The following is a 21842-nucleotide window of genomic DNA, read 5'->3' as shown; positions in this document are numbered from 1 at the left end:
ATTAATTAAGCCTCCTTTTCACGCCATCGTAATGCTGCCACAGTTCATGGTTCGAGGTCGTTACCGCCGTCGCACCTGCCGCAAGTGCCTGCTCCACATCATCAACAGAACGAATCAGGCCTCCTGCAAAAATCGGAATACCCGAACGCTCCTTCACCTCTTTGATAATGTGCGGAATGACGCCAGGCATAACCTCGATATAATCCGGCTGTGTGCGTTCGAGCAGGGTGTAGCTTTTGTCCAGCGCCGAGCTATCCAGCAGAAAAAGCCGTTGAATCGCTATCAAGCCGTTCTGCCTTGTCTTCGTAATCACATTGCCACGCGTGGAAATGATCCCCGCAGGGCGAATGCTTTGGCACAGAAATTCGGCAGCGAACTCGTCGTTTTTCAGCCCCTCGATCAAATCCGCGTGAAGCAAAAGCTTCTTCCCGTGCGCTCTGCCGAGATCGACAATGCTCTTCAGCTGTCCAATATGACTGTCGAGCAGCACGATGTATGTGTACGACGACTTCATCAGCTTCTCTAAATCCTTCATTTTGCGAATCGCTGGTAAAATAGACTGATCCTGCAGTGACATGCGCTCCACCTCTGCTTTCTGAACCTATCTAAACATGACTTTTACGACAAAAAGACTCACCAAGATTTGCCTTCTCTATTCAAAGGGCAATCCGAGTGAGTCTCCTGTTCTCCGTCACATGTTATTAACTTAACTGTATTTTACTCAAAGGAGGGAAGCCCTGTCAATGGGGCTGGTCGCCGATGAAGCTTAGTTCGATAACGCCTTCCGCACAGCTAAAATATACTTCGACTGATCCAGCGGATTCACTCCGCGCCGTTTACGCTCAGCATGAATATCAGGCGGACTTGGCTGATACCCTGCAAAAGAGGACGTAATCACGCCGCGCCCACCTGACATCGCGCTTAGTTTCACGGGATATTCCAGTGACGTTGCTACAGGAAGTCGGCCTTCCAAAACGAACCGTCCACCCGCTATGCTAGGCGGATCGAAGGTCGCCCTCATCTGTACGAGGTCGCTCAGCACCTTACCGCCGAACTCTTCCGGCACGGTGATGCGCACTTGCAGCATCGGCTCGAGCAGCGTCGTCCCTGTCTGCGCCAACCCTTGCATGATACCCATCGGCGTCGCGACAGCAAAATCGAGCGGATGGGTGTGCCACACATGATGCTCTCCTTCGAGGAGCGTCACCCTTACATCGGTGACTTCCCAACCGAGCAACCCTTGCTGCAGCGCCTCCGGCACGCGGCGAGCCACCTCGTTCTGGTACTGCACGAGCAGCTGCTCGCCGCGTACCCGAGACGCATACACGAGCCCGCTGCCCGGCGCACCAGGCTCGATGCGAAACCGTAAGATCGCCCAGCACGGCTTGGGCATCGTATAAGCAATGAAGCCTTCGCCAGCTTGCGAAGGCGTTTCTTTATAAATGACGGAAGGTTGGTCGAACCTTACCGCAAGACCGAAGCGCGAGCTCAAGAGACTCGTCAGAATCTCGAGCTGGATCGCGCCCATGACCTTAACGTGCAGCTCGCGTTCATCCTGCAGCCACTGCAGGTCGAGCAGCGGATCTTCGTCCGTGAGCTCCTGCAAGGCGGCGACAAGTGCTGGGTACTGCGCGTCGTTCGCCGCGTGCACTTGTACTGTCAACAGCGGCACCGCCATGCGCGGCGCAGGCGGCACGCTGTCCGGCCGGCCCAGCACATCGCCGATCCGTACCTGCGTCAAACCGCAGACGGCAGCGATGTCGCCTGCCGCGACAACACCCAGATCTTCGGCTTTGCGGCCGTCGATCCGGCGAATCTGGGTCACCTTCTCCTCCACGCCCTGCGTGGCGTTGACGACGGTGTCCCGGTTACGGATCGTCCCCTCGTAGAGGCGGACGTACGCCATACGCCCCATGGTCCTGTCGCGCTCGACCTTGAACACCACAGCCGAAAGCGGCTGCTCCGCATTACCGCGCGGCTCAGGCAAGTAATCGAGGATCGCTGCTAGCAGCTCCTCGATACCAATGCCTTTGCTGGAGGCTCCGACCAGCAAAGGGAAAGCCTCACCCTGCCGAGCGTACCGCTGCAGGGTGGTTTTCACCTCGTGCGCCGCGATGGGCGCACCTTCGATGTAGCTCGTGAGCATCGGCTCATCGAGCTCCGAGAGCTTTTCGACCGCGGCTGCGAGGTCGAATCCAACTGGCGCGACGGTGTCCACCTCCACCGCCCCCAACACGTTCCGCACCCCGCGGAACGTATCTTCAATGCCGAGCGGCGCATAGAGCGGCACCGCCATCCCCGTGAGCTGCTTATGAATCTCCTGTAGGACGCGTTCGGGGTCAGCCCCCACGCGGTCCAACTTATTCATATAGAGCAAAGTCGGTATGCGAAGCGATTGCAGCGCATGCCAGATCATTTCCGTCTGCGACTGCACGCCCTCCACCGCAGAAATGATAAGAATCGCGCCATCCATCACCCGCAGGGAGCGCTCCACTTCGGACAGAAAATCGACGTGACCCGGCGTATCCACCAGATTGATCCACGTATTTTGCCAAACTAAGCTCGTCGTTGCACTCCGAACCGAAATCCCCCGCTCACGCTCCACCTCAAGGGAATCCGTCTGCGCCGTTCCGCTGTCCACACTGCCAAGCGCGCGAATGCGCCCGCTAAGATACAGCAAGTGCTCTGTCGTTGTCGTTTTCCCCGCATCAACGTGCGCGAAAATCCCCACGTTCCTTCTCGACACTATGCGTTTCTCATCTGTCATTCAAGCTCCGGCCCCTTTGGCTTTCATTCTTCCATCTATTATACTAAAAGAGAGCTGATTTGGATAAGTTCACCAGCTTTTTGCGAGGAGGAGGAACGATTATGCCGTCAATTACGCCTACCACCATCAAACTCGATAACCAGCATCCCGCCATCATTGCTCTATCTCAATCTGACCCTAAGTTAGCTCGCCTCATCGAGCTGATTGGGGAACTCACCCTCACACCTAGCAATCGCCCCTATGAGTCTCTTATCATGTCGATTATTTCCCAACAACTCTCAGCCAAAGCCGCATCAACCATCAAGACAAGAGTGAAAAATATCATCACAACTGTCACGCCAGAGCACGTCTTGGCCACCGATGAAGAGGCCATCCGGCAATGCGGTGTCTCCTATCCCAAAATCCGCTACATCCGCGACCTCAGCACCAAGGTGCTGAACGGAGAGGTGATGCTCGATCAGCTTCATGATGTAGATACCACAGAACTTCTGAAGCAGTTAACTAGTGTCAAAGGCATCGGCGTATGGACCGCTGAAATGTTTCTCATTTTCACCTTAGGACGACCCAACATTCTATCACTCGGCGATGCAGGTCTACAGCGCGCTGCCCGCTGGTTGCATGCCCTTCCTGAGCGCACGGACAAGAATTACTTAGGCGTAGCAGCCGCCAACTGGGCACCCTATCGCAGCTTCGGCTCCCTCTATTTGTGGCGCGCTATTGATACGGGGCTTGTGGATTCTGGCCTACCGGTGGAAGAATGCGAGAAACCGTAACCTCCCTACCCACAAAATCCGCTCAACGTTGTACAACAGTGGACTACGCCAACCCACATCAACTCAAAAAGCATGGGTACCCCAGCTGGGCTACTCATGCTTTTCACTTACCCTTAATCCCTGCGTCCACTCCGCAGCCCCCGCAAATACGTCAGCAACAACCGGCGCAAGCTCTCATCCCGATCCAGTTCCATGCGAAAGCCATTCTGCCTCTCGAGCGAGGCAAAGCCATGCACCATGCTTCGAAATCCGCGCACCACGTGCAGCGCGTCTTCTTCGCCGAGCCTGTAAGACTCAAGAATGCGAAGCAGGAAGCCAACGACATGAGCGCCGGCCTCCTTCAGTTCAGGATCCTCATAGTCAGGCAGCGCCGAGATCGCTTCATATAAGCCTGGCTGCTTCCGAGCGAAACCCACATATGCCAAACCCGCAGCCAACAGTGCGTCATCCTCAGCTTTGCCAAGGACGGCCTCGACCATCGCTTCCTTCACAAGGACGAGTCCTCGCTTGGAAAGCTGCATCCTTAGATCTGGCAAGCCTTTGATGTGATTATATAGGGAAGGTGTTTTAATGTTTAATTTGGCGGCCAGCGCAGCAAGTGAAAGCTGCTCTACCCCTTGTTGATCCGCGATTTCTATCGCTGCTTGCAGTACAATTTCTGCATCTAAACCTTGTCGAATAGCCATCCTATGTCCTCTTTTCTAAATCGTCGCTGATGCCCCGTTGAATTTCATTGTTGCTTTTTCGATTGCTGCACTCATAATGGTAACGGGCTGCTCAATCATCCGTCCATGCCCCACCGCAAGCAAACTTGGCTCTAGCTGTCTCAATCTGCGCGTGCTCTCCAGTGAGGCCTCTTTACTCCACGTTGCCATGGCTGGAAACGGGAACCAGAACTTCACCACACCTGATACCGCTACGCCACCTCGTACTTGAAAAGCATCCCCAGCGATCAACGCCCGACTCCGTACATCAAGGAAGGCCATCGACCCTGGTGTATGACCAGGAACGGCAAAAGCTTGCAGCGAGCCAATCCGATCCCCATCTGCAAGGAGCACATCCGGTTTCGTCTGAATCCCTTTCGGGATGCCCCCTTTGATTGGTGTTTGAGGCTCATCAGCTTCTAGTTCCACATTCCCTGCCAACAGCTTCGCATCTCTCCTCGAGATGTAAACTTGCGCTTGCGGTAACGCCTTTTTCAACCCATCCAGTGCACCAATATGATCCCCATGCGCATGTGTCAGAACGATGCGAGTGATGGGCTTTCCAATCTGCTTCGCAGCTTGAAGAATGCCCTTAACACTGAATGGCAAAGCCGCATCAATCAAGGTTAATTCGGATTCTTCCTCCACCAAATAACAATTCACCGGGAAAAATCTCGGCATAAACGCCAGCTGATATAAATGTCCGATTCGCGTTATTTTCATTTTCAACGCCTCCTGTTTGCTATCTATATTAGCATATTAACTAATATCATTAGTTTTGTAAATAGGCAGATTCGTTAAAGTGTTTCCCTGTCATCACTGTGGTAAAATAAACTTCATATTTACTACACAGCCAAAAAAAGTGAGGTTCCCTTATGAATAGTGAAACATTAGCGCTTTTTAAAACATTAACCGAAATGCAGGCCGCTCCTGGCTTTGAGCGTGAGATCCGTGCATTTGTACGCGGCGAATTAGCCAAATATACAGATGAGTTCGTGCAAGACGGGCTCGGCAGCCTATTCGGGGTTGTGCGCGGTGATGAAACAGGACCGCGCATCATGGTCGCCGGCCACTTCGACGAGGTCGGCTTCCTCGTAAGCGGCATCACCGAGCACGGCACGGTCAAGTTCCAGCCGCTCGGCGGCTGGTTCAGCCAAGTGCTGCCCGCGCAGCGCGTGCAGATTATGACGGCGAACGGACCGATCATCGGTGTGATCGGCTCCGTTCCTGTGCACTTGCTCGACGAGGCTGCGCGCAGCAAGCCCGCAGACATCAAGTCGATGTACATTGACATCGGCGCGGAAGATAAGGCCGATGCCATCGCCATCGGCATCAAGCTCGGGCAGCAGATCGTGCCGATCTGCCCGTTCACACCTATGGCCAATCCGAAGCGGATTATGGCCAAGGCTTGGGACAATCGCTACGGCGTCGGCCTCGCGATTGAGCTCTTGAAGGAGCTTCACGGCGGGCCGAAGCTCCCGAACGTCCTGTATACGGGTGCCACCGTACAGGAAGAGGTTGGCGTGCGCGGCGGAAGAACGGCTGCGCATATGATTCAGCCGGACCTGTTCTACGCGCTCGATGCTAGCGCAGCCGGGGATATGACCGGCGATCGCCAGGCCTTCGGGCAGCTAGGGCGCGGGGCGCTGCTGCGGATCTTTGACCCCACGATGATCACACACCGCGGGATGGTCGAGTTCATTCTGGATACGGCGGAGACGCATAAGATCCCGTATCAGTACTTCATCTCGCAAGGCGGAACGGATGCTGGGCTGGTGCATGTGCAAGGCAGCGGAATTCCATCCGCTGTGATTGGGGTATGCGCGCGCTACATCCACACATCCACGTCGATTCTTCACGTGGATGATTATGCCGCCGCAAAGGAGTTGCTGATCAAGCTGGTGCAAGCCAGCGATCGCACGACATTAAACACCATTCATGCTGGGGCATGAGTTGAATCTCTAACCTAAAAAAAGCGCAGCAAGATGACCTCTTGCTGCGCTTTTTTGCACTTCACAACGATTATCGCCTATTTTATGAGAAAACCTCTATCGAAGGTAAAATTCTTACATTTTTTTCATAATTATAGAACTAATGTTCCAAAATATGGTACAATTAACATATAACTTGTTCTTAGAAAGAAGGATACCCATGACCTCAATCATTCGTGAAGCAACACCCCAGGATACATCGGCGATTAGCTCACTCGTTTCTCATCTTACCGGCAAGGTTATTTCCCCTTTACATATTGAAAACAGGCTGCATAACATGCGGGATAATCCTGACGAATTGCTTTATGTCTATGAAGCTAAGAATCGTATTCTTGGCACGTTAAGCTTTCGAATCCGCAGAGATAATGAAGTGCAGAATTTAGCCTTTAGTGAAATTTCAGTTATTTCCATCAAGAAGGATCCCGACAGTAACCACGCACCTTTGGAACAATTGAAGAGCTATGCTGAACAGCTAACCAGCGATCATAATTGCTCCGGGATGATGTGTCTTACAGACGTAGAATCCGCCGATAAATCCCGATCCCCCCAACCCCCAATCGGCTTTCATGAAACCGGTTACCGTTTTGTCAAACGATTTCTCTAATCCTGAGGGTGTTATATAAACCTTTTCTATCAATCATGCGAAGGAGTGCTTACGTGTGCTGACTGACTTTAATGACGGGGCTTTAGGTACTCTGGTTCTTATCCTTTTCATCAGCATTTTTGTTCTCGTTATTGGCATCTTTTTCTTCATCATTATGAAATCTCTTTCGGCCTGGACCACCAATAACAACGCGCCCATTCAAGATCGATCTTGTAAGGTTGTCGCCAAACGAATACAATTCTCCGGAAGCTCCAATAATTTGAGTTCAAATACCTCCTACTACGTTACTTTCGAATTCGAGGACCAGAGTAGAATGGAACTATGGATAGGACGGCAGCAGTTTGGCTACATGGTAGAGGGTGACACGGGAAATTTAATATTTCAAGGAACTCGCTTCAAAGAATTTGAGCGTAAGAAAGCCGTGTAGCCAAGACGCTATTTCCCAAAACAGCGCAATCGCAAGCATTTACAAGAAAACACAAAAAAAACGACATATTTTCGCCGATATTTGAATAATCTGAATATTTACAATATTAAAATAATAGGCTATTATGAATTCAAGGCAGACAGGGAGGACAACCCACACCAGACGGTGTAGTAACAACGAAGAGCCTGAAAATCCATCAATGAGAGGGGATAGTCCATTGGACCACGTTAGCGAAGCATGCTAATCACTTGCGCTCTAAACGACAGGAGCCACGTGCAGGAACGGCCCAATCGTTCAACAGCATGCGGGAAATCAGATCAAGCAGGTCATCATTCGAGGAAAGGAACAGAAGTGAGCGACTTGTCGTATGGTGATTAAGTTGGAGACTAACATGAGGAAAGGACACTTTAACTTTGAGGAGTACGTATCGATTTCAGAACCAGGTTTGCGATTTTTCGGGGAATGGAGTGTGTGAAAGAACAATTGAATAGGCAAAATGACTCATAGAGACCTCCGGTTATCATAGATAAGCGGAGGCCTCTATTTGCGTTTAAGTAGTGTTATTTGTTTGGTGTCTCTATTTTCTGCACAATCGGCAGTCGGACGATGAAGGATGTCATCTCATCCATCCCGCTTTCCACGGTGATCGTTCCGTGATGCATCTCCACGATCTTCTTGGCGATCGACAAGCCAAGCCCATTGCCGCCCGCTGTGCGATTTCTTGATTTATCGGCTTTGTAAAAGCGTTCAAAAATATGCGTCTGATCCTCTTCCGGGATGCTCGCGCCATTATTGGAGATCCGCGTAACAACCTCTTCCCCGCTGCAAACCACACGAACACGAATCGTCCCTCCTACAGGCACGAATTTCACTGCGTTATGGATCAAATTGATCCATACCTGACTGAGCAAATCCTCATCCGCTGCAATCGTTACGGCATCCAGCTCGATGTCCATGTCAATATCTTTATCCACCCACTGTGGCTCACAAGCCAGAATGTGATTGCGCAACTGCTTATCCAGTCGGTAGCTCTTCGGTTCAAAAGGGTGATGCTGAGACTCCAGCGAAGTCAGCTTCAGCAGATTTTCGCTGAGCTTGGATAAACGAACACTTTCAGTCTCAATGATGGTCAAATAATGCTTACGCTCCTCGGACGACAGCTGATCGTTCTGCAGCGCGCGGGAGAAACCGCTAATGGATGTTAGCGGCGACTGAATCTCATGGGAGACGTTCGAAATAAACTCCTGCCTCATTTTCTCCAATTGCCCGAGATCGGTCGCCATTTGATTGATGGAGTCCGCTAACTCAACGAAAGGGCCATTCCGCGGATTATTATCCACCGACACATTGAAATCCCCTCTCGACATGCTGCGTATCGCTTGATTCAAGCTTTGAAAGAAAATCAACTGATGTTTACGCAAAAATTGGCCAAGGATGGCCATGGTGAGCCCCCAAAGGAACATGCCTCCGATGCAGTTGATCAGCTGCACAATGACTTCCTCTGGGCGTTTCCCCAGATACGTGTAGAGATGCTCCATGCCATAGAAGGTGGCTAGCCAATACGCGATAATAAGAACAAATATGCCTAAGCCAAAAAAGAAGCCGCCTATTCGCTGTAGGAAGGACTGCTTCTTATGGGGCCCCCTTCTTAAGCGGTTCCTTCTCTCTATCTCTCTACTTCTCATTTCCCGTTTTTCCCTTATTCTCTTTTCTTTTCTCTCCAACTTGTTCCGCCATTTCTGTTCCCATTGATCATGGCTCATAGGTTGTTGACCCTTCACTTCAGCACCTCCAACCGATAGCCGAGCCCTCGAATGGTAGCGATGCGAAAAGCGTGCCGATCCTCCGGAAATCGCTCCCTTAGCCGATTAATATGCACATCAACGGTGCGTTCGTTGCCTTCGTAGTCAAACCCCCAAATCTGCTCGATCAACTGATCGCGCGAGAAGGTTTTGCCTGGGTAGCTCGCGAGCTTATAGAGCAGCTCGAACTCCTTGAGCGGCAACGTGATGCTCTCTGCACCTACGGTGACTTCATAGGTTTTGCGATTCATACTGAGATCGCCGGCCTGAATCGTTTGCGAGGAGGCGATTTTGTAGCGCTTAAGCAGTGCTCTCACGCGCATCGCCAGCTCAAGCGGCTCGAAGGGCTTGGTGAGGTAGTCGTCGGCACCGAGCTCGAAGCCTTTGACCTTCTGTGCCGTTTCTCCTTTAGCCGTAAGCATGAGAATCGGCAGATCATAATGCTCTCTGAGCTCCTTGCACAGCTCCCATCCGTCCATATTCGGCATCATCACATCGAGGATGACCATATCGACTTGGACGGTTTGCAGCGTCTTGAGCGCTTCAACGCCATCCGCGGCCTCGACAACATCGAAGCCCTCGTTCAGCATGAAAACACGGACAAGCTCACGAATATACGGATCATCATCTACGATCATAATAGGTGCCATGGTTCATTCATCCTCACTTGTTGAAGTACCGTGCTGTCTTACCTTTGCTAGTTTCCTTGGCTATTTCATGGATTAAACTTTAATTGAAATTAGCATAAACGAGCAATATAAACTGAATGTGAACCCATGAAGAAATTTTAGAATGAAAGGGCTTTATTTGGAAAAAGTTTTGTGATAAATTTGGGAAAAGGAACAGTTTGGGGGGTTGTGGCCTGTATGACAAATAACACATTGGCGGATTTCAACAAGCTGACTACCGCGGAAGCGGAAGCCCTGTTTCAAAGCGAGGTGCTATCGGAAGGATTCGCAGGTTTCAGGCGGTTACTCGACAGTCTCACGGAAGCGATTAAAGCAGCGGGGGACACAGACATGGAAGCCGTAGAACAGTCGGTCGCCAAGGCGAAGCGACTGTTTCCAGAACCCGTAGATTTCAGTCCATCCTGGGAGAACATTTGGCCAGAGCTCACATGTACAATAGCTGCCAAAAAACACATTTTCACAAACATACCTCACGCGGAAAGAGCCGGCGAATGGCAGGTCATTATGGATAACCCGCTCGTGGTGCAAGAGGTCGTCTGCTACCCAGCCCTGACGTTCGAGGATGCGGCCTATCTGTACGCCTATTTCCGACCGCAATTAGAGAAGTCCGAATACATTCGTCTGCAGAAAATCCAAACGGTGATTCAGGAAATAGGTAGTTAGTTTTACTTCAACTAAGCTTCCCCTTCATCCACTCACACCAATACAAATCTGTATCTACCTTCATTGTGGCTTTATGCACGAGGACGTACATGCCAAATGCATCATCATCAATCTCTAATTGATCGAGCGGTTTATCACTTCCTTGTTGGAGCTTATCCATTAGGAAGTTGAATCGCTCTTTTTTCTTTTTATAATACACTTCTCGTACCGCGAGCATCTTCCTCGCCTGCTCTTTATCCACTAGTCCGATGCAATACATCTTCAATGCAAGCTCATCCCTCGTCACAGGTTCATCCGTTGGCTCAGCGATCCATCCCCGTAAGGCATCCTTCCCTTGCTCCGTAATGGAGTAGACTTTCTTATCCGGCTTATCTGATTGAGGAACATGTACGAAAGCAACGTGCCCCTTTTGCTCTAATTGCGCTAAGAGTGGGTAAATCTGGCTGTGTTTGGCTGACCAAAAAGGTTGTATATGCTGCATGAGCTCATACCCCGAACGGGAATTTTTGGTTAAAAGGCTCAGTAATCCATATGAAAGGGTATTCATCGCCGCTCCTTCTTTATGTCATTATTGACATATAAACTTATCGGTAGTATGATGATTTTCATTCAAAATTATAAAGAATACTATCGTTAAGATCAATGATAGAGTGGAGGCATTATTTTGAGTAAGGATGAGTTACAGCAAGTGCGCTTCTGGCCAATCATGATCGCGATCTTCTTCGGGTCGTTCGTTTCAATACTAAGCATGAGTACGATTAATATCGCCATACCGATTCTTAGTGATCATTTCCATACAGATTTGAGCAAAATCCAATGGACAATTACTGGCTTTATGCTCGCAAGCGGCACAATCGCTCCGATTACAGGGTATTTCGGGGAGAAATTCAGCTACAAGCGTCTATACGCGATCGCGCTGATCGGTTTTACCGTATTTTCACTCTTATGTGCGCTAGCATGGGATGCTTCATCGCTGATTGCATTCCGTATTATTCAAGGGGCTTTCAGTGGTCTAATTATGCCCGCTACCATGACCATTGTCTATCAAGTTATTCCGCGCGATAAGCAACCCATCGCCATTTCCCTCTGGTCGTTATCTGCGATGATGGCGCCTGCCATTGGGCCCACATTAAGCGGTTGGTTATTGCAAAATTGGAGCTGGCACTGGTTGTTCCTCATGAATGTACCTGTCGGCCTTGTCGCTATCTTTCTCGTGTTCAAGTTAATCCCTTATTATCGTCTTGCGGTTCCAAAAAAATTCGATCTCATCGGCCTACTGACCGTCGTCGTTAGCAGTCTTTCCTTGCTAGTCGGTTTCTCGCAAGGCCACTCTTGGGGGTGGACATCAGGCCGTGTCATCGGGCTGTTCGCCACAGGTTTCCTAGTCCTTCTGCTATTCATTTGGAGAGAGCTTAAGGTTGACTCGCCTTTATTGAACATCCGCGTATTGAAAAATTCGCGTTACACCCTATCTCTCATTATTTCCAGTATTGTTACCATAAGCTTGTACTCAGGCACCTTCTTGACACCGATTTTTTTGCAAAATATTCAGCATGTAACCCCGCTCGATACGGGATTGATATTATTGCCGGCGTCTCTGGTGATGGCGCTCTGTATGCCAATCGTCGGCAAGCTTTATAGCAGTGTCGGGCCTCGTATTCTTATTTTTATCGGAATTACGTTAATTGCGGTTGGTACACTCACACTGAGTTGGTTGAGTACGGACGTCTCTCACGGCTATATTGTGTTCTGGATGATCGTTCGGAATGTTGGGATTGCCTTCGCTACGATGCCTGCAAGTAATGCAGGGATGGAGCAAATTCCGAGAACCCTATCCGGTCATGCAACTTCCATTAATAACTGGGTTCGTAACGTATTCGGGTCCTTCGCGATTGCCCTATTTACATCTGTTTTATCATCCCAAACCGTTACTCACAGTAAGGATTTAGCTGCAGGCGGGATGACAGACAAAGTGCAAATTGGTACACACGCCTTTACAATGAGTGTCAATAATGTGTACCTGCTCGCGACATTTATCGTACTTGTAGCTCTGCCGCTCAGCTTATTCATTCGCAAGCGCTCCTTAGCGCCAGACAATCCTTCGGCTTCGGCACCTGCGCCGATTGTGGCAACGCCGAGCCCGAAGGCTTAAGAACTAAATCAAGAACCCCAGTCCGATGTGTTTATTTACACATCAGGCTGGGGTTTCCGTTTGTTAAGCGCGATAGAAATCGCGCAGCAGCTCATCCATCACGCGATTCGTTCGAGCAGCGCTTACGCCAGTGCTCGGACTCTGCCCGATGCCTCTGAGATCGTCCACCACGGTCTGGATTAGTGGTTGCTGAACGTGAGGGGGATTAGGAATCGTTCGTTCTTCCACGGTTCCATCTGCCATTTCAATACGTAGATCGCCACTGAAAGTGGAGAATGATAGTTTACCGAGGCTGCCAACAATCTCATTTAAATCTAGGTGAGTGAAGGCATTGAAGCTCCAAACTCCCGTACCCATCACGCCGGATTCGAACGCGTAGCTCGTGGTCACGATATCTTCAACCTTCTGCTTACCGGATTGGTTTCTTGCGAAGCCCTTGACCTCGCCAATCGGCCCAATCAAATAATCGAGAATATCTAATGTATGACTCGCCAAATCCACGAACAATCCGCCGCCTGACAGCTCAGGCTGAATGCGCCATGGCTCCAGCCCTTCTTGATACTCTCTCAACGGTTGCAGGTAGGTCGATTGCACAAAGCGGACCTCACCGATCACACCGGAATCTAGCAGGCGCTTGATTTCCAAGAATTTCGGGAGCCCCCTGCGATAATACGCCACGAACAAAGGCACGCCCGCTTCTTCACAGGCCGCGATCATCTCCTGACATTCTGCGTGATTTCTAGCCATCGGCTTCTCCACATAAACGGGCTTTCCTGCTTTTGCAGCGAGTAAGGTATATGCATGATGAAATCCTGGCGGCGTAGCGACATAGACCGCATTCACATCCGGATCGTTCACTAGCGCTGCAGCGTCATCATACCATGTTGCCACACCATGTCTCTTCGCATAATCCTCTGCGAGTGCTCCATCGCGGCGCATAACCGCGACAAGCTCTGAGCCCTCTGACTTCTGCAAGGCGGGGCCGCTTTTGACCTCCGTCACGTTACCACAGCCGATAATTCCCCAACGTACCTTCTCCAACATGGTTGCCTCCTTGTGTTTGCGTAGTTAGTTAGGTATTCGACGTGGAAGTTGCGTCCTCCTGTGCCTCAATAGCAATCTGAACGATCGCAGAAGGTGGTCTAATCAAATTCAACAAAATTGGTTCTTTGTATGTACCACACAACTTGCTATTCTATATCTAAAACAAAGCAGGTGACACCCGCCATGTACATTCCTTCTCATTTTAAAATGCAGGACCTTTCAAAGATGTACAACTTTATAGAAGCGCATAGCTTCGCTACGGTCATTTCTCAGCATCAGGAGCGCCCCTTCGCGACGCATATTCCCTTATTGCTGGATCCCGAGGACCATTGCTTATATGGCCATTTCGCCCGCTCTAACACGCAGTGGACCGATATGGAGCAACAGGAGGTTTTGGTGATATTTCAAGGCCCTCACTGCTATATCTCACCATCATGGTATGGTACGCCTGCCGCTGTACCTACGTGGAATTATACGGCTGTTCATGTGTATGGCAAGGTCGAACTCATCCACGATGATCAGGAAGTCTTGCACGTCTTACAGCAGCTAACTCGCAAGTACGAGGAACTGGATAGCTCGTATGATCTAGACAGCATTGACCCGCACTTTATTGCTGGGTTGCGCAAAGGAATACAAACTTTTAAGCTGCCCTTTACGAGCATCGAGGGTAAAGCCAAGCTAAGCCAGAATCAGCCGATAGAGCGCCAAGAACGCATTGTTCGAGCACTTGAGCACAAAGGGGATCCTGAGCGGCAGATTGCCGCACTTATGAGGGAGAACCTGAGCCTGTGAATGCAAAAATGCCTCCACACCCCGTCATTTCTCGAGGGTAGAGGCTTTTTTGCGATTACGAGTGCACTTGCGCCGTTGATACAGTATCGGGCTCTATCGGAGAATGCTCCGCAATCAGCTGTTCTTGAATCTGCAGCTGCTGGGTAGCAAACTCGCGATACATCTCGTGTGACTCGATGAGCTGCTGATGGGTGCCGCGGCCTGTGACGACACCTTTGTCGAGGAACACGATCTGATCCGCGTCCACGACCGTGGATAAGCGATGGGCGATGACAAGTGTTGTGCGTCCTTGCATCAAGTTTTGCAGTGCCTGCTGTACCACGACCTCGGACTTGCTGTCCAGACTCGAGGTAGCTTCATCCAGCATCAGAATCTTCGGATCCCTCAGCAGTGCCCTGGCGATCGCAATCCGCTGACGCTGCCCGCCTGACAGCTTGATCCCGCGCTCTCCGACTTCCGTTTCATACTTCTGCGGAAGCTCTTCAATGAAACCATCGGCATACGCCATCTCGGATGCCCGTTTCAGCGCCTCTTCTGTCACTTCATGTTGTAAGCCATAGCAGATGTTATCTCGAATCGTCCCTGCAATGAGCGGACTTTCCTGCGACACATAGCCGATTTGGCTACGCCAAGAGACGAGCGAATACTGACCGATACTTTCTTTGCCTAACGAAATGTTACCCTCCTGTTGCGAGTAAAAACGCTCAAGCAACGAGAACATCGTCGTCTTCCCGCTTCCGCTCGGCCCCACAATCGCGGTAACCTTACCCGATTCCATTGTAAAGCTTACGTCTTTCAGAACCTTCTCGTCTTCTTTATAGCCAAACGATACATTGTCGAAATACAGGGATTGAGAAGCATCCTTGACCGTCAAACCTGCGTGGGGATCCTCCTCCTCATGATCCAGCACCTTGAGAATCGTATCCGTTGCTCCCATCGCTTTCTGCGTTTGCGTGAAAAATTGTGTAATCTGCGTAATCGGCATGACAATTTGGAATAAATAAAGCATAAAGGCCACCAGCTGCCCCGCTGATATGGCACCTGACGCCACACGTGTACCGCCATAACCGAATAGGACGACGAACATCATCAGCATGACAAACATAATCAGAGGGGACATGAGCGCTTGAATTTTACCTTCTTTAAGTCCAAATTTGAACAGCGTCTGAATTCCTGCGCTACCTTCCTTATACTCCACAGGCTCTGCATTTGCGGCCTTCACCAAGCGAATTTCAGATAGCACCCGGTTTAACACGGAAGTGAAGTTGGCTGTCTCGGCTTGCATGCCTTTAGAGATTTTGTACATTTGCCGACCCAAAGGAAAAAGGATAAGAAATGCAATCGGGAATATGCTGAACATGATGAGTGTCATTTTCCAATCCATATATAAGAGCACCACGATGGACCCGATAATGGAAATGGTGCCTGTAATAAAGCCCGCTGTATGCTCAGCGATAAGTCCTTTAATAATTGCGGTGTCGTTCGTCATCCGGGAGATCGTATCCCCTGTTTGATGATTATCATAGTAGCGAACCGGCAGCACGAGCAGCTTCTTCCATAAGCGATCTCGGATACCCGCCACCACGCGTTGACCTGAATAGTTAAGTAGGTACGTGGCTACCCCAGAAGCAACGGCAGATGCGATGAACGCAATGGCCATCCCGCTAATTTGCAGCCAATTTAACGAGGAAATGGAGAAATTATCAACCACATTTTTCGTGAAAAGTGGGATCACCAAGGCCACCAGCGTGGCAATCACGCTTAACCCTAGCGCAATACTCAACAGAACCTTCGGTGGATTAGCGTCCTTTAGTAAGCGGATGAATCCCCGCCAGTCGTTTTTTTGTTTCGGTTGTTCACTCTTTGTCATTGCCATCTATCTCTACTCCTTTACCCGATCGGATGTGATTCCGTTATTTATGATTGCTCATCTCTAACACTTGTTACGATCATACTCCCCTATTTTAAACAGAATATAAACAAGGTCGAATCGGTCCGTAGGCGGAATAGCAACTAAAATAAGCTCCCTCACGAAAAGCCAATGGCTTCTCACAAAGGAGCTTTCTCATTGTTCAATCTAAGATTCTGTGGCCACCTGCCACATCACACCGTACCGATCTCGCACACGACCGAGCATTGTGCCCCAGAACATACGTTCAAACGGCATGATGATATCGCCATCGGCTGCTAGTCCGTCAAAAATCGTAGCAGCTTCCCCCTCATCCTTGAAGGTAAGCGCCAGGTCCATGCCAGTACCGCGATCATTCGCCTCCGTCCCTGCATCTGCCATGAAAAATCGCAGCCCTAGCGCCTGCAGCTCCAAATGCATAACTAAGTGTTTCTTGGACTCTTCCATCCCCGGCAGATCGCCATACGATTGGATGCTGATGATTTCTCCGCCAAACACGCCCACATAAAAATCAGCCTGCTTTCGCGCGTCGGCGCTATAGATATATGGTGATAAGGTTGCCATCGTTATTGCGCCATCCCTTCTACACGACTCCATAGTAATTGATTTTTGCCATGTGTTTTCGCTTCATATAGTAACTCATCTGCCGCTGCCACTAGCTCCGACCTCCTTTGTCCCTGATCACGGCGTGCTGCCCCAAAGCTCATCGTAACTTGAAACGCGTCCTTGCCATGCTCAAACACCTTGGCTCGCAAATTATCCATAAATAACTGGAAGAGCTCCATCGCTTTTTGCTGATTATTGGTATATAAAATGATCGCAAACTCTTCACCGCCATAGCGGAAAGCTCGGCTTTGGGTGCTTGGAATGGACGTATCCAATAACCTGCCGATCTCCCTCAAAACCATATCTCCCGCTTGGTGACCATAGCGATCATTGATCTGCTTAAAACAGTCAATATCCCCCATCATCAGCGTAATCGGTTGTTTACTTGCAATAGCTTCTCTCATCTGCTCTTGAAAGCTTCGATGATTATAAAGTCCCGTTAAGTAATCCTGCTTCGCTAAGTTCTCGAGAATCCCCTTCTCGACGAAATGCTTTCGTTCCCTTGCTACAATGATGCCCCCAATGACACCAATCATAAGTAAGAATGCCAAATTAAATAAGTGCCGAGGTAGATCATCTATCAGAAATCCACCATCCACTAGCTCAACCACGAAGAAATAACCAATGATAATCATACCCGTCGCCACCATTGCTCCACTGAAGCTCCAATATAACGAAGCGTGCAGAATAACCAAATAAGCTATTGGGAAGAGCAGACTGTGAGTCCCGTCTGTGAGTGAGATAATTACCAGGAAAGAGAAATAGTCCATAATTACGCCCAACCTCGTCATAAAGCGATAGAAGCTAGACGCAATAGGGGTAAAATGCAGGGCAATTTCCGTTGTTCCCATATATATAATAGCAACTGCAAGCAGACTCAGGAAAATAGTTAAATCCTTCGAGGCGCTATAGTAATAATTCAGATACAAAAAAGTTGAAGCCACGACAAGGAACCATCGCACACAGCTGTATGCAATTTCTAAGATATGGTCAGACTTTCTTGTCTTCACCATGCTGTAATCACATCCCTACAAGATGACATTCTTCTTACTACTCATTCAATAAAATGGATGTAATCTCCTGCTTATCTGCCTATACTGCACTTCCTAGGGAATCTGTACCTCTCGCTGGTTTTGTTTTTGTCCCTTGGTTACTATACAATAGTAAGAGGGGAACCTTTCCTAGTCATTTACGAGGAGGTACGTCATGAATAATTTCACATTCCATAATCCAACTACCCTACATTTCGGTCAGGGTCAATTAGAAAAGCTAACGACCGAAGTACCGAAGTATGGGAAAAATATCTTACTCGTCTATGGGGGAGGCAGCATCAAAGCCAATGGTATCTACGACAAGGTGGTCCACCTGTTACAAGGCCTTGGAGCAACTATCGTTGAGCTTAGCGGTGTCGAGCCTAATCCAAGATTAACGACCGTTCATCGCGGTGTTGCATTGTGCCGTAATCACAACATCGATCTTATCCTTGCGGTTGGTGGCGGCAGCGTGATTGACTGTGCCAAAGCGATCGCGGTTGGCGCGAAGTTCGAGGGTGACTTCTGGGATATTGCAACGCGTAAAGCAGTGGCCACAGGTGCGCTTCCGTTAGCTACCGTTCTCACGATTGCTGCGACTGGTTCCGAAATGAACTCTGGTTCGGTCATCACGAACTGGGAAACGAATGATAAACTCGGTTGGGGAAGTCCTTATACCTATCCGAAATTCTCTATCCTCGACCCGGCTCATACGACATCCTTGCCTGAAAACCAAACCGTTTACGGCATGGTCGATATCATGTCTCATGTGATCGAGCAATACTTCCATCATGTCACGAACTCCCCTTTGCAGGATGGATTCTGCGAAACGATTTTACGTACCGTTATCGATACGGCGCCTCTTTTGCTGCAGGATCTGAACAATCTGGAGCACCGTGCGACCATTCTATATAGCGGCACTATGGCGCTTAACGGCACGCTGAGCATGGGCATTCGCGGGGATTGGGCGACGCACAATCTGGAGCACGCCGTTTCCGCTGTCCATGATATTCCTCACGGCGGCGGTTTGGCCATTCTCTTCCCGAACTGGATGACTCATACCCTCGACGCTAACGTGGTGCGCAATAAGCAGTTCGCGCAGCGAGTCTTCGACATTGATGCCGCAGGCAAGTCCGACAAGCAAGTTGCCGAGGAAGGCATCGCGGCACTACGTGCGTTCTTCGTCAGCATCGGCGCGCCGAGCCGATTGGCAGATTACAGCATCGACGACTCCACCATCGAGCTCATGGCCGATAAAGCCATGATTTACGGCGACTTCGGCAACTTCCAGAAGCTGACTCGCGCGGATGTGGTAAAGATTTATCAGATGTCGCTATAAGGTTAGCGACTGTGAAGTGGCGTTGCATATGGGTGCAACGCTTTTTTTCGTCCGCGCTAGAAGAGACTAATCGCCACCCATCCACTACCGCTGCACGGGCAGCACCGTATAGTCGCGCCACTCCTCCGGCAACAGACGCTGATAGCGCGGCTGCAGATACCGATCATCGATCAGCAGCAGCACGCCGCGATCCGTTTCGGAGCGGATTAACCGCCCGCCAGCCTGTTGCACTTTGTTCATGCCGGGGTAGACATAGGCGTAGTCGTAGCCGTTTTTGCCTGTACGCTCCATGTAATCCTTGACCAGGTTGCGTTCCGGTCCCAGCTGCGGCAGGCCAACACCCACAACGACGACGCCCGTTAGGCGGTCGCCGACAAGATCGATGCCCTCGGAGAAGATGCCGCCCATCACCGCAAACCCCACCAGCGTCTGCCCCGCTCCCGCCTGAAAAGCCGCTAGAAAGTGCTCCCGCTCCTCCTCGGTCATTTTGGCCTGCTGAACGAGTACATTCAGTTCACTGTCACGCTGCCCATTTGTCCCTTCCTCCCGCTCACCTACAAGATCCGTAAAAGCCTCATATACACTGCTCATGTACGCATACGAAGGGAAAAACACCAAATAATTGCCCGCTCGCCCCACTACCAGTTCATAGATAGATCGCGCTATCCGCGTACGACTGTGCTCCCGATCCTGGTAGCGTGTCGAAAGCGGCTGCACGAAAACCTCCAGCTGCTCTTTCGCAAAAGGTGACGGCACCGTCACGGAGTAATCGTCCTCCCCCGCACCTAGCGTGTCCATGAAATAGGACAATGGCGACAGCGTCGCCGAGAAAAATACGTGCGCCCGATACCCTTTCCCCATTTGCCGCAGCAGGTGGGATGGATCCAAACAAACGAGCTTCACGCTGATCTCGTTCCGATCATTCGCAGCCAGCGTCACATACCGCTCGTCATACAGCTTGGAAATACGCACAAAATTTTGCGCGCCAAAATAAGCATCCAAGAGTGCCGCACCCGTTGCGGTACCACCGGCCGATCTCGCTAACTCGATTTCAGCTGCCGCTATAAAAGCTTCAACTTGCACCAACAACGATTCCGGCAGCGCCGACTCCACCATCATTTCGCGTTCCCCCACCTGCTTGCGGAGCGCAATAAAATAGGCATTAATCGCCTTCGCCGCGTCATGGACCTCCTTACGAACCCCTTTGAACTCCCGTTGCAGCGCAAGGAAGGTCGATTTGTGCAGTTCACTAGCGTACATCTCCCGCGCTCGATCCAACAGATTATGCGCCTCATCAATAAGCAGCGTTGTGTGGCGCTTCTGCTCCTCGAACAGTCTTTTCAAATTCACACGCGGGTCAAATATATAGTTATAATCACAAATCACCGCATCCGCTGCATAGGCCACATCCAATGAAAACTCGAACGGACACACCCGATGCTTCCGCGCATACGTCTCAATCACAGCACGCGTCATCACGGTTTCCTGCCCCAGCAGATCCAGCACCGCCCCATTCACCCGATCATAGTAACCATCCGCAAACTCACAATGGTCCGGCGTACACCTGACCTCGTCCTTCAAACACACTTTTTCCTTCGCCGTTAGCGTAACCACTTGTAGCTGCAAGCCTTTATCCTGCAATAGGTAAAAAGCTTCCTCTGCCGCCGTACGTGTTATCGTCTTCGCCGTTAAATAAAAAAACCGTTGCAGTACGCCCTCGCCCATCGCCTTCACCGATGGAAACAGTGTCGACATCGTCTTACCAATCCCTGTCGGTGCCTTAGCGAACAGCTTGTGCCCGTCCTGAATGGTTTTGTACACCGCACCAACCAACTTACGCTGCCCTTCACGATACTGCGGAAAAGGGAATTGCAGCTCCTTGATGCTCTGATTTCTGCGCCCCTCATGCTCATGCTTCAGTTGTGCATACGGATAGTAGCCCCGAATAACCTCATAAATAAACCGCTCAAGCTCCTCATAAGTAGCTTCCCTCACAAAATGCCGAGTCTCCTCTGTATCCACCTGCGTATACGTAAGCTGAACCCGCATGTGCCGGAGCCCGCGATCATGGGCCACCATGTACGCGTAACACATCGCCTGCGCCCAATGCACAGGGTAGGAATTCTCCGCAATGAGTGTAATATCTGCGGAAGTCGATTTTATTTCATCTACGGTTAGCGTATCGCCATCGTCCCCGCCCCCGACTAAAAGCCCATCACAACGCCCATCAATAATAAATAAAAGTCCCTCATACGCTATCTCTGCAGAGACATACACCTCATGCTCGTCCGACTCTCCGTATTGCTTTTGCAGCCTTTGATGCGCCTTCGTGCCTTCCTTCAGTGACGTACTTGACCGAAACTCCGAATCAATACTACCACGGCTAAACACATACTCCACTAACGACCGAACTGATATATTCACCAAAGGTAGCATTTCACGTCTCCATTTTAGAACATTTGTTCCTTATTATATCATGTGGATGTTCGAAAAACTACTTTTCACGGGCTACAGACAGGTATTCGCAAGCATGCAAAAAGACACCAGCC

20 protein-coding genes are annotated in these 21842 nt (G+C 50.2%); 8 read left to right on the top strand and 12 right to left on the bottom strand.

Annotated elements, in window-relative coordinates; translation table 11 throughout:
• Position 1 precedes the first annotated feature (1 nt).
• Both AC1DVJ_RS03055 and AC1DVJ_RS03050 read right to left on the bottom strand, forming a co-directional pair.
• On the bottom strand, positions 2–577 hold the full coding sequence (locus AC1DVJ_RS03055; RefSeq protein ID WP_477588254.1) for a glycerol-3-phosphate responsive antiterminator: 576 nt from the start codon (positions 575–577) through the stop codon (positions 2–4).
• A gap of 189 nt (positions 578–766) precedes the next feature.
• Positions 767–2767, bottom strand: coding sequence for a GTP-binding protein (locus AC1DVJ_RS03050; RefSeq protein ID WP_477588252.1), 2001 nt, complete (start codon positions 2765–2767; stop codon positions 767–769).
• 101 nt (positions 2768–2868) lie between these two features.
• Here AC1DVJ_RS03050 and AC1DVJ_RS03045 point away from each other — a divergent pair, with 101 nt between their 5' ends.
• Positions 2869–3540, top strand: coding sequence for a DNA-3-methyladenine glycosylase family protein (locus tag AC1DVJ_RS03045; RefSeq protein ID WP_477588250.1), 672 nt, complete (start codon positions 2869–2871; stop codon positions 3538–3540).
• Positions 3541–3653: 113 nt separating this feature from the next.
• On the opposite strand, the gene AC1DVJ_RS03040 is transcribed toward AC1DVJ_RS03045, so the two are convergent.
• A complete protein-coding gene (locus AC1DVJ_RS03040) occupies positions 3654–4226 on the bottom strand; it encodes a TetR-like C-terminal domain-containing protein (RefSeq protein ID WP_477588249.1) in 573 nt (190 codons plus the stop codon).
• 15 nt (positions 4227–4241) lie between these two features.
• Positions 4242–4967 (bottom strand): MBL fold metallo-hydrolase, encoded by a 726-nt coding sequence (locus AC1DVJ_RS03035; protein ID WP_477588248.1) that lies wholly within the window; start codon positions 4965–4967, stop codon positions 4242–4244.
• 152 nt (positions 4968–5119) lie between these two features.
• Here AC1DVJ_RS03035 and AC1DVJ_RS03030 point away from each other — a divergent pair, with 152 nt between their 5' ends.
• The 3 genes from AC1DVJ_RS03030 (at position 5120) to AC1DVJ_RS03020 (ending at position 7266) form a co-directional block, all read left to right on the top strand.
• Positions 5120–6196 (top strand): M42 family metallopeptidase, encoded by a 1077-nt coding sequence (locus AC1DVJ_RS03030; protein WP_477588246.1) that lies wholly within the window; start codon positions 5120–5122, stop codon positions 6194–6196.
• A gap of 199 nt (positions 6197–6395) precedes the next feature.
• Positions 6396–6839: a GNAT family N-acetyltransferase gene (locus tag AC1DVJ_RS03025; protein ID WP_477588244.1), complete on the top strand. Its 444-nt coding sequence runs from the start codon at positions 6396–6398 to the stop codon at positions 6837–6839.
• Positions 6840–6894: 55 nt separating this feature from the next.
• Entirely contained in the window at positions 6895–7266 is a 372-nt protein-coding gene (locus AC1DVJ_RS03020; protein WP_477588242.1) for a DUF2500 domain-containing protein, read from the top strand.
• A gap of 560 nt (positions 7267–7826) precedes the next feature.
• On the opposite strand, the gene AC1DVJ_RS03015 is transcribed toward AC1DVJ_RS03020, so the two are convergent.
• Complete coding sequence (locus AC1DVJ_RS03015) at positions 7827–9029, bottom strand: HAMP domain-containing sensor histidine kinase (protein ID WP_477588241.1); 1203 nt, start codon at positions 9027–9029, stop codon at positions 7827–7829.
• A gap of 14 nt (positions 9030–9043) precedes the next feature.
• Positions 9044–9718 carry a response regulator transcription factor gene (locus AC1DVJ_RS03010; RefSeq protein WP_477588239.1) on the bottom strand — a complete coding sequence of 225 codons (675 nt, stop codon included), beginning with the start codon at positions 9716–9718 and terminating at the stop codon, positions 9044–9046.
• A gap of 216 nt (positions 9719–9934) precedes the next feature.
• Here AC1DVJ_RS03010 and AC1DVJ_RS03005 point away from each other — a divergent pair, with 216 nt between their 5' ends.
• On the top strand, positions 9935–10420 hold the full coding sequence (locus tag AC1DVJ_RS03005) for a hypothetical protein (RefSeq protein WP_477588237.1): 486 nt from the start codon (positions 9935–9937) through the stop codon (positions 10418–10420).
• A gap of 7 nt (positions 10421–10427) precedes the next feature.
• On the opposite strand, the gene AC1DVJ_RS03000 is transcribed toward AC1DVJ_RS03005, so the two are convergent.
• A complete protein-coding gene (locus AC1DVJ_RS03000; RefSeq protein WP_477588235.1) occupies positions 10428–10967 on the bottom strand; it encodes a PadR family transcriptional regulator in 540 nt (179 codons plus the stop codon).
• A 117-nt stretch (positions 10968–11084) separates the two neighbouring features.
• Here AC1DVJ_RS03000 and AC1DVJ_RS02995 point away from each other — a divergent pair, with 117 nt between their 5' ends.
• Entirely contained in the window at positions 11085–12572 is a 1488-nt protein-coding gene (locus AC1DVJ_RS02995; protein ID WP_477588233.1) for an MDR family MFS transporter, read from the top strand.
• Positions 12573–12635: 63 nt separating this feature from the next.
• Here AC1DVJ_RS02995 and AC1DVJ_RS02990 read toward each other — a convergent pair whose 3' ends face one another.
• Complete coding sequence (locus AC1DVJ_RS02990) at positions 12636–13616, bottom strand: Gfo/Idh/MocA family protein (protein WP_477588232.1); 981 nt, start codon at positions 13614–13616, stop codon at positions 12636–12638.
• Between the two features lie 183 nt (positions 13617–13799).
• Between AC1DVJ_RS02990 and AC1DVJ_RS02985 the strand changes: the two genes are divergently transcribed.
• The gene (locus AC1DVJ_RS02985) at positions 13800–14408 is read left to right on the top strand and encodes an FMN-binding negative transcriptional regulator (RefSeq protein ID WP_477588230.1); all 609 of its coding nucleotides are present in this window, start codon (positions 13800–13802) and stop codon (positions 14406–14408) included.
• A 55-nt stretch (positions 14409–14463) separates the two neighbouring features.
• Here the strand turns inward: AC1DVJ_RS02985 and AC1DVJ_RS02980 are convergent, their stop codons facing one another.
• The 3 genes from AC1DVJ_RS02980 to AC1DVJ_RS02970 form a co-directional block, all read right to left on the bottom strand.
• Positions 14464–16278, bottom strand: a complete 1815-nt coding sequence (locus AC1DVJ_RS02980) for an ABC transporter ATP-binding protein (RefSeq protein ID WP_477588489.1) — start codon at positions 16276–16278, stop codon at positions 14464–14466.
• A gap of 207 nt (positions 16279–16485) precedes the next feature.
• Positions 16486–16881 carry a VOC family protein gene (locus tag AC1DVJ_RS02975; RefSeq protein WP_477588228.1) on the bottom strand — a complete coding sequence of 132 codons (396 nt, stop codon included), beginning with the start codon at positions 16879–16881 and terminating at the stop codon, positions 16486–16488.
• A gap of 2 nt (positions 16882–16883) precedes the next feature.
• Positions 16884–17936, bottom strand: coding sequence for a GGDEF domain-containing protein (locus tag AC1DVJ_RS02970; protein ID WP_477588227.1), 1053 nt, complete (start codon positions 17934–17936; stop codon positions 16884–16886).
• 193 nt (positions 17937–18129) lie between these two features.
• Here AC1DVJ_RS02970 and AC1DVJ_RS02965 point away from each other — a divergent pair, with 193 nt between their 5' ends.
• Positions 18130–19293 (top strand): iron-containing alcohol dehydrogenase, encoded by a 1164-nt coding sequence (locus tag AC1DVJ_RS02965; RefSeq protein WP_477588226.1) that lies wholly within the window; start codon positions 18130–18132, stop codon positions 19291–19293.
• An 84-nt stretch (positions 19294–19377) separates the two neighbouring features.
• Here AC1DVJ_RS02965 and AC1DVJ_RS02960 read toward each other — a convergent pair whose 3' ends face one another.
• Complete coding sequence (locus AC1DVJ_RS02960; RefSeq protein ID WP_477588224.1) at positions 19378–21729, bottom strand: ATP-dependent DNA helicase; 2352 nt, start codon at positions 21727–21729, stop codon at positions 19378–19380.
• Between the last annotated feature and the right edge of the window lie 113 nt (positions 21730–21842).

The sequence above is a fragment of the Paenibacillus sp. P4_A9 genome (assembly GCF_056402415.1).
This window is presented reverse-complemented; position numbering and strand designations above follow the sequence as displayed.

Bases quoted from the DNA above. Each gene is read 5' to 3' on its own strand.
- AC1DVJ_RS03010 (WP_477588239.1), bottom strand. From the start codon at position 9,718: ATGGCACCTATTATGATCGTAGATGATGATCCGTATATTCGTGAGCTT.
- AC1DVJ_RS02990 (WP_477588232.1), bottom strand. From the start codon at position 13,616: ATGTTGGAGAAGGTACGTTGGGGAATTATCGGCTGTGGTAACGTGACG.
- AC1DVJ_RS03015 (WP_477588241.1), bottom strand. From the start codon at position 9,029: ATGAGCCATGATCAATGGGAACAGAAATGGCGGAACAAGTTGGAGAGA.
- AC1DVJ_RS02965 (WP_477588226.1), top strand. From the start codon at position 18,130: ATGAATAATTTCACATTCCATAATCCAACTACCCTACATTTCGGTCAG.
- AC1DVJ_RS02985 (WP_477588230.1), top strand. From the start codon at position 13,800: ATGTACATTCCTTCTCATTTTAAAATGCAGGACCTTTCAAAGATGTAC.
- AC1DVJ_RS03000 (WP_477588235.1), bottom strand. From the start codon at position 10,967: ATGAATACCCTTTCATATGGATTACTGAGCCTTTTAACCAAAAATTCC.
- AC1DVJ_RS03040 (WP_477588249.1), bottom strand. From the start codon at position 4,226: ATGGCTATTCGACAAGGTTTAGATGCAGAAATTGTACTGCAAGCAGCG.
- AC1DVJ_RS03055 (WP_477588254.1), bottom strand. From the start codon at position 577: ATGTCACTGCAGGATCAGTCTATTTTACCAGCGATTCGCAAAATGAAG.
- AC1DVJ_RS02980 (WP_477588489.1), bottom strand. From the start codon at position 16,278: ATGACAAAGAGTGAACAACCGAAACAAAAAAACGACTGGCGGGGATTC.
- AC1DVJ_RS03005 (WP_477588237.1), top strand. From the start codon at position 9,935: ATGACAAATAACACATTGGCGGATTTCAACAAGCTGACTACCGCGGAA.
- AC1DVJ_RS03030 (WP_477588246.1), top strand. From the start codon at position 5,120: ATGAATAGTGAAACATTAGCGCTTTTTAAAACATTAACCGAAATGCAG.
- AC1DVJ_RS03035 (WP_477588248.1), bottom strand. From the start codon at position 4,967: ATGAAAATAACGCGAATCGGACATTTATATCAGCTGGCGTTTATGCCG.
- AC1DVJ_RS03045 (WP_477588250.1), top strand. From the start codon at position 2,869: ATGCCGTCAATTACGCCTACCACCATCAAACTCGATAACCAGCATCCC.
- AC1DVJ_RS02960 (WP_477588224.1), bottom strand. From the start codon at position 21,729: ATGCTACCTTTGGTGAATATATCAGTTCGGTCGTTAGTGGAGTATGTG.
- AC1DVJ_RS03050 (WP_477588252.1), bottom strand. From the start codon at position 2,767: ATGACAGATGAGAAACGCATAGTGTCGAGAAGGAACGTGGGGATTTTC.
- AC1DVJ_RS02975 (WP_477588228.1), bottom strand. From the start codon at position 16,881: ATGGCAACCTTATCACCATATATCTATAGCGCCGACGCGCGAAAGCAG.
- AC1DVJ_RS02970 (WP_477588227.1), bottom strand. From the start codon at position 17,936: ATGGTGAAGACAAGAAAGTCTGACCATATCTTAGAAATTGCATACAGC.
- AC1DVJ_RS03025 (WP_477588244.1), top strand. From the start codon at position 6,396: ATGACCTCAATCATTCGTGAAGCAACACCCCAGGATACATCGGCGATT.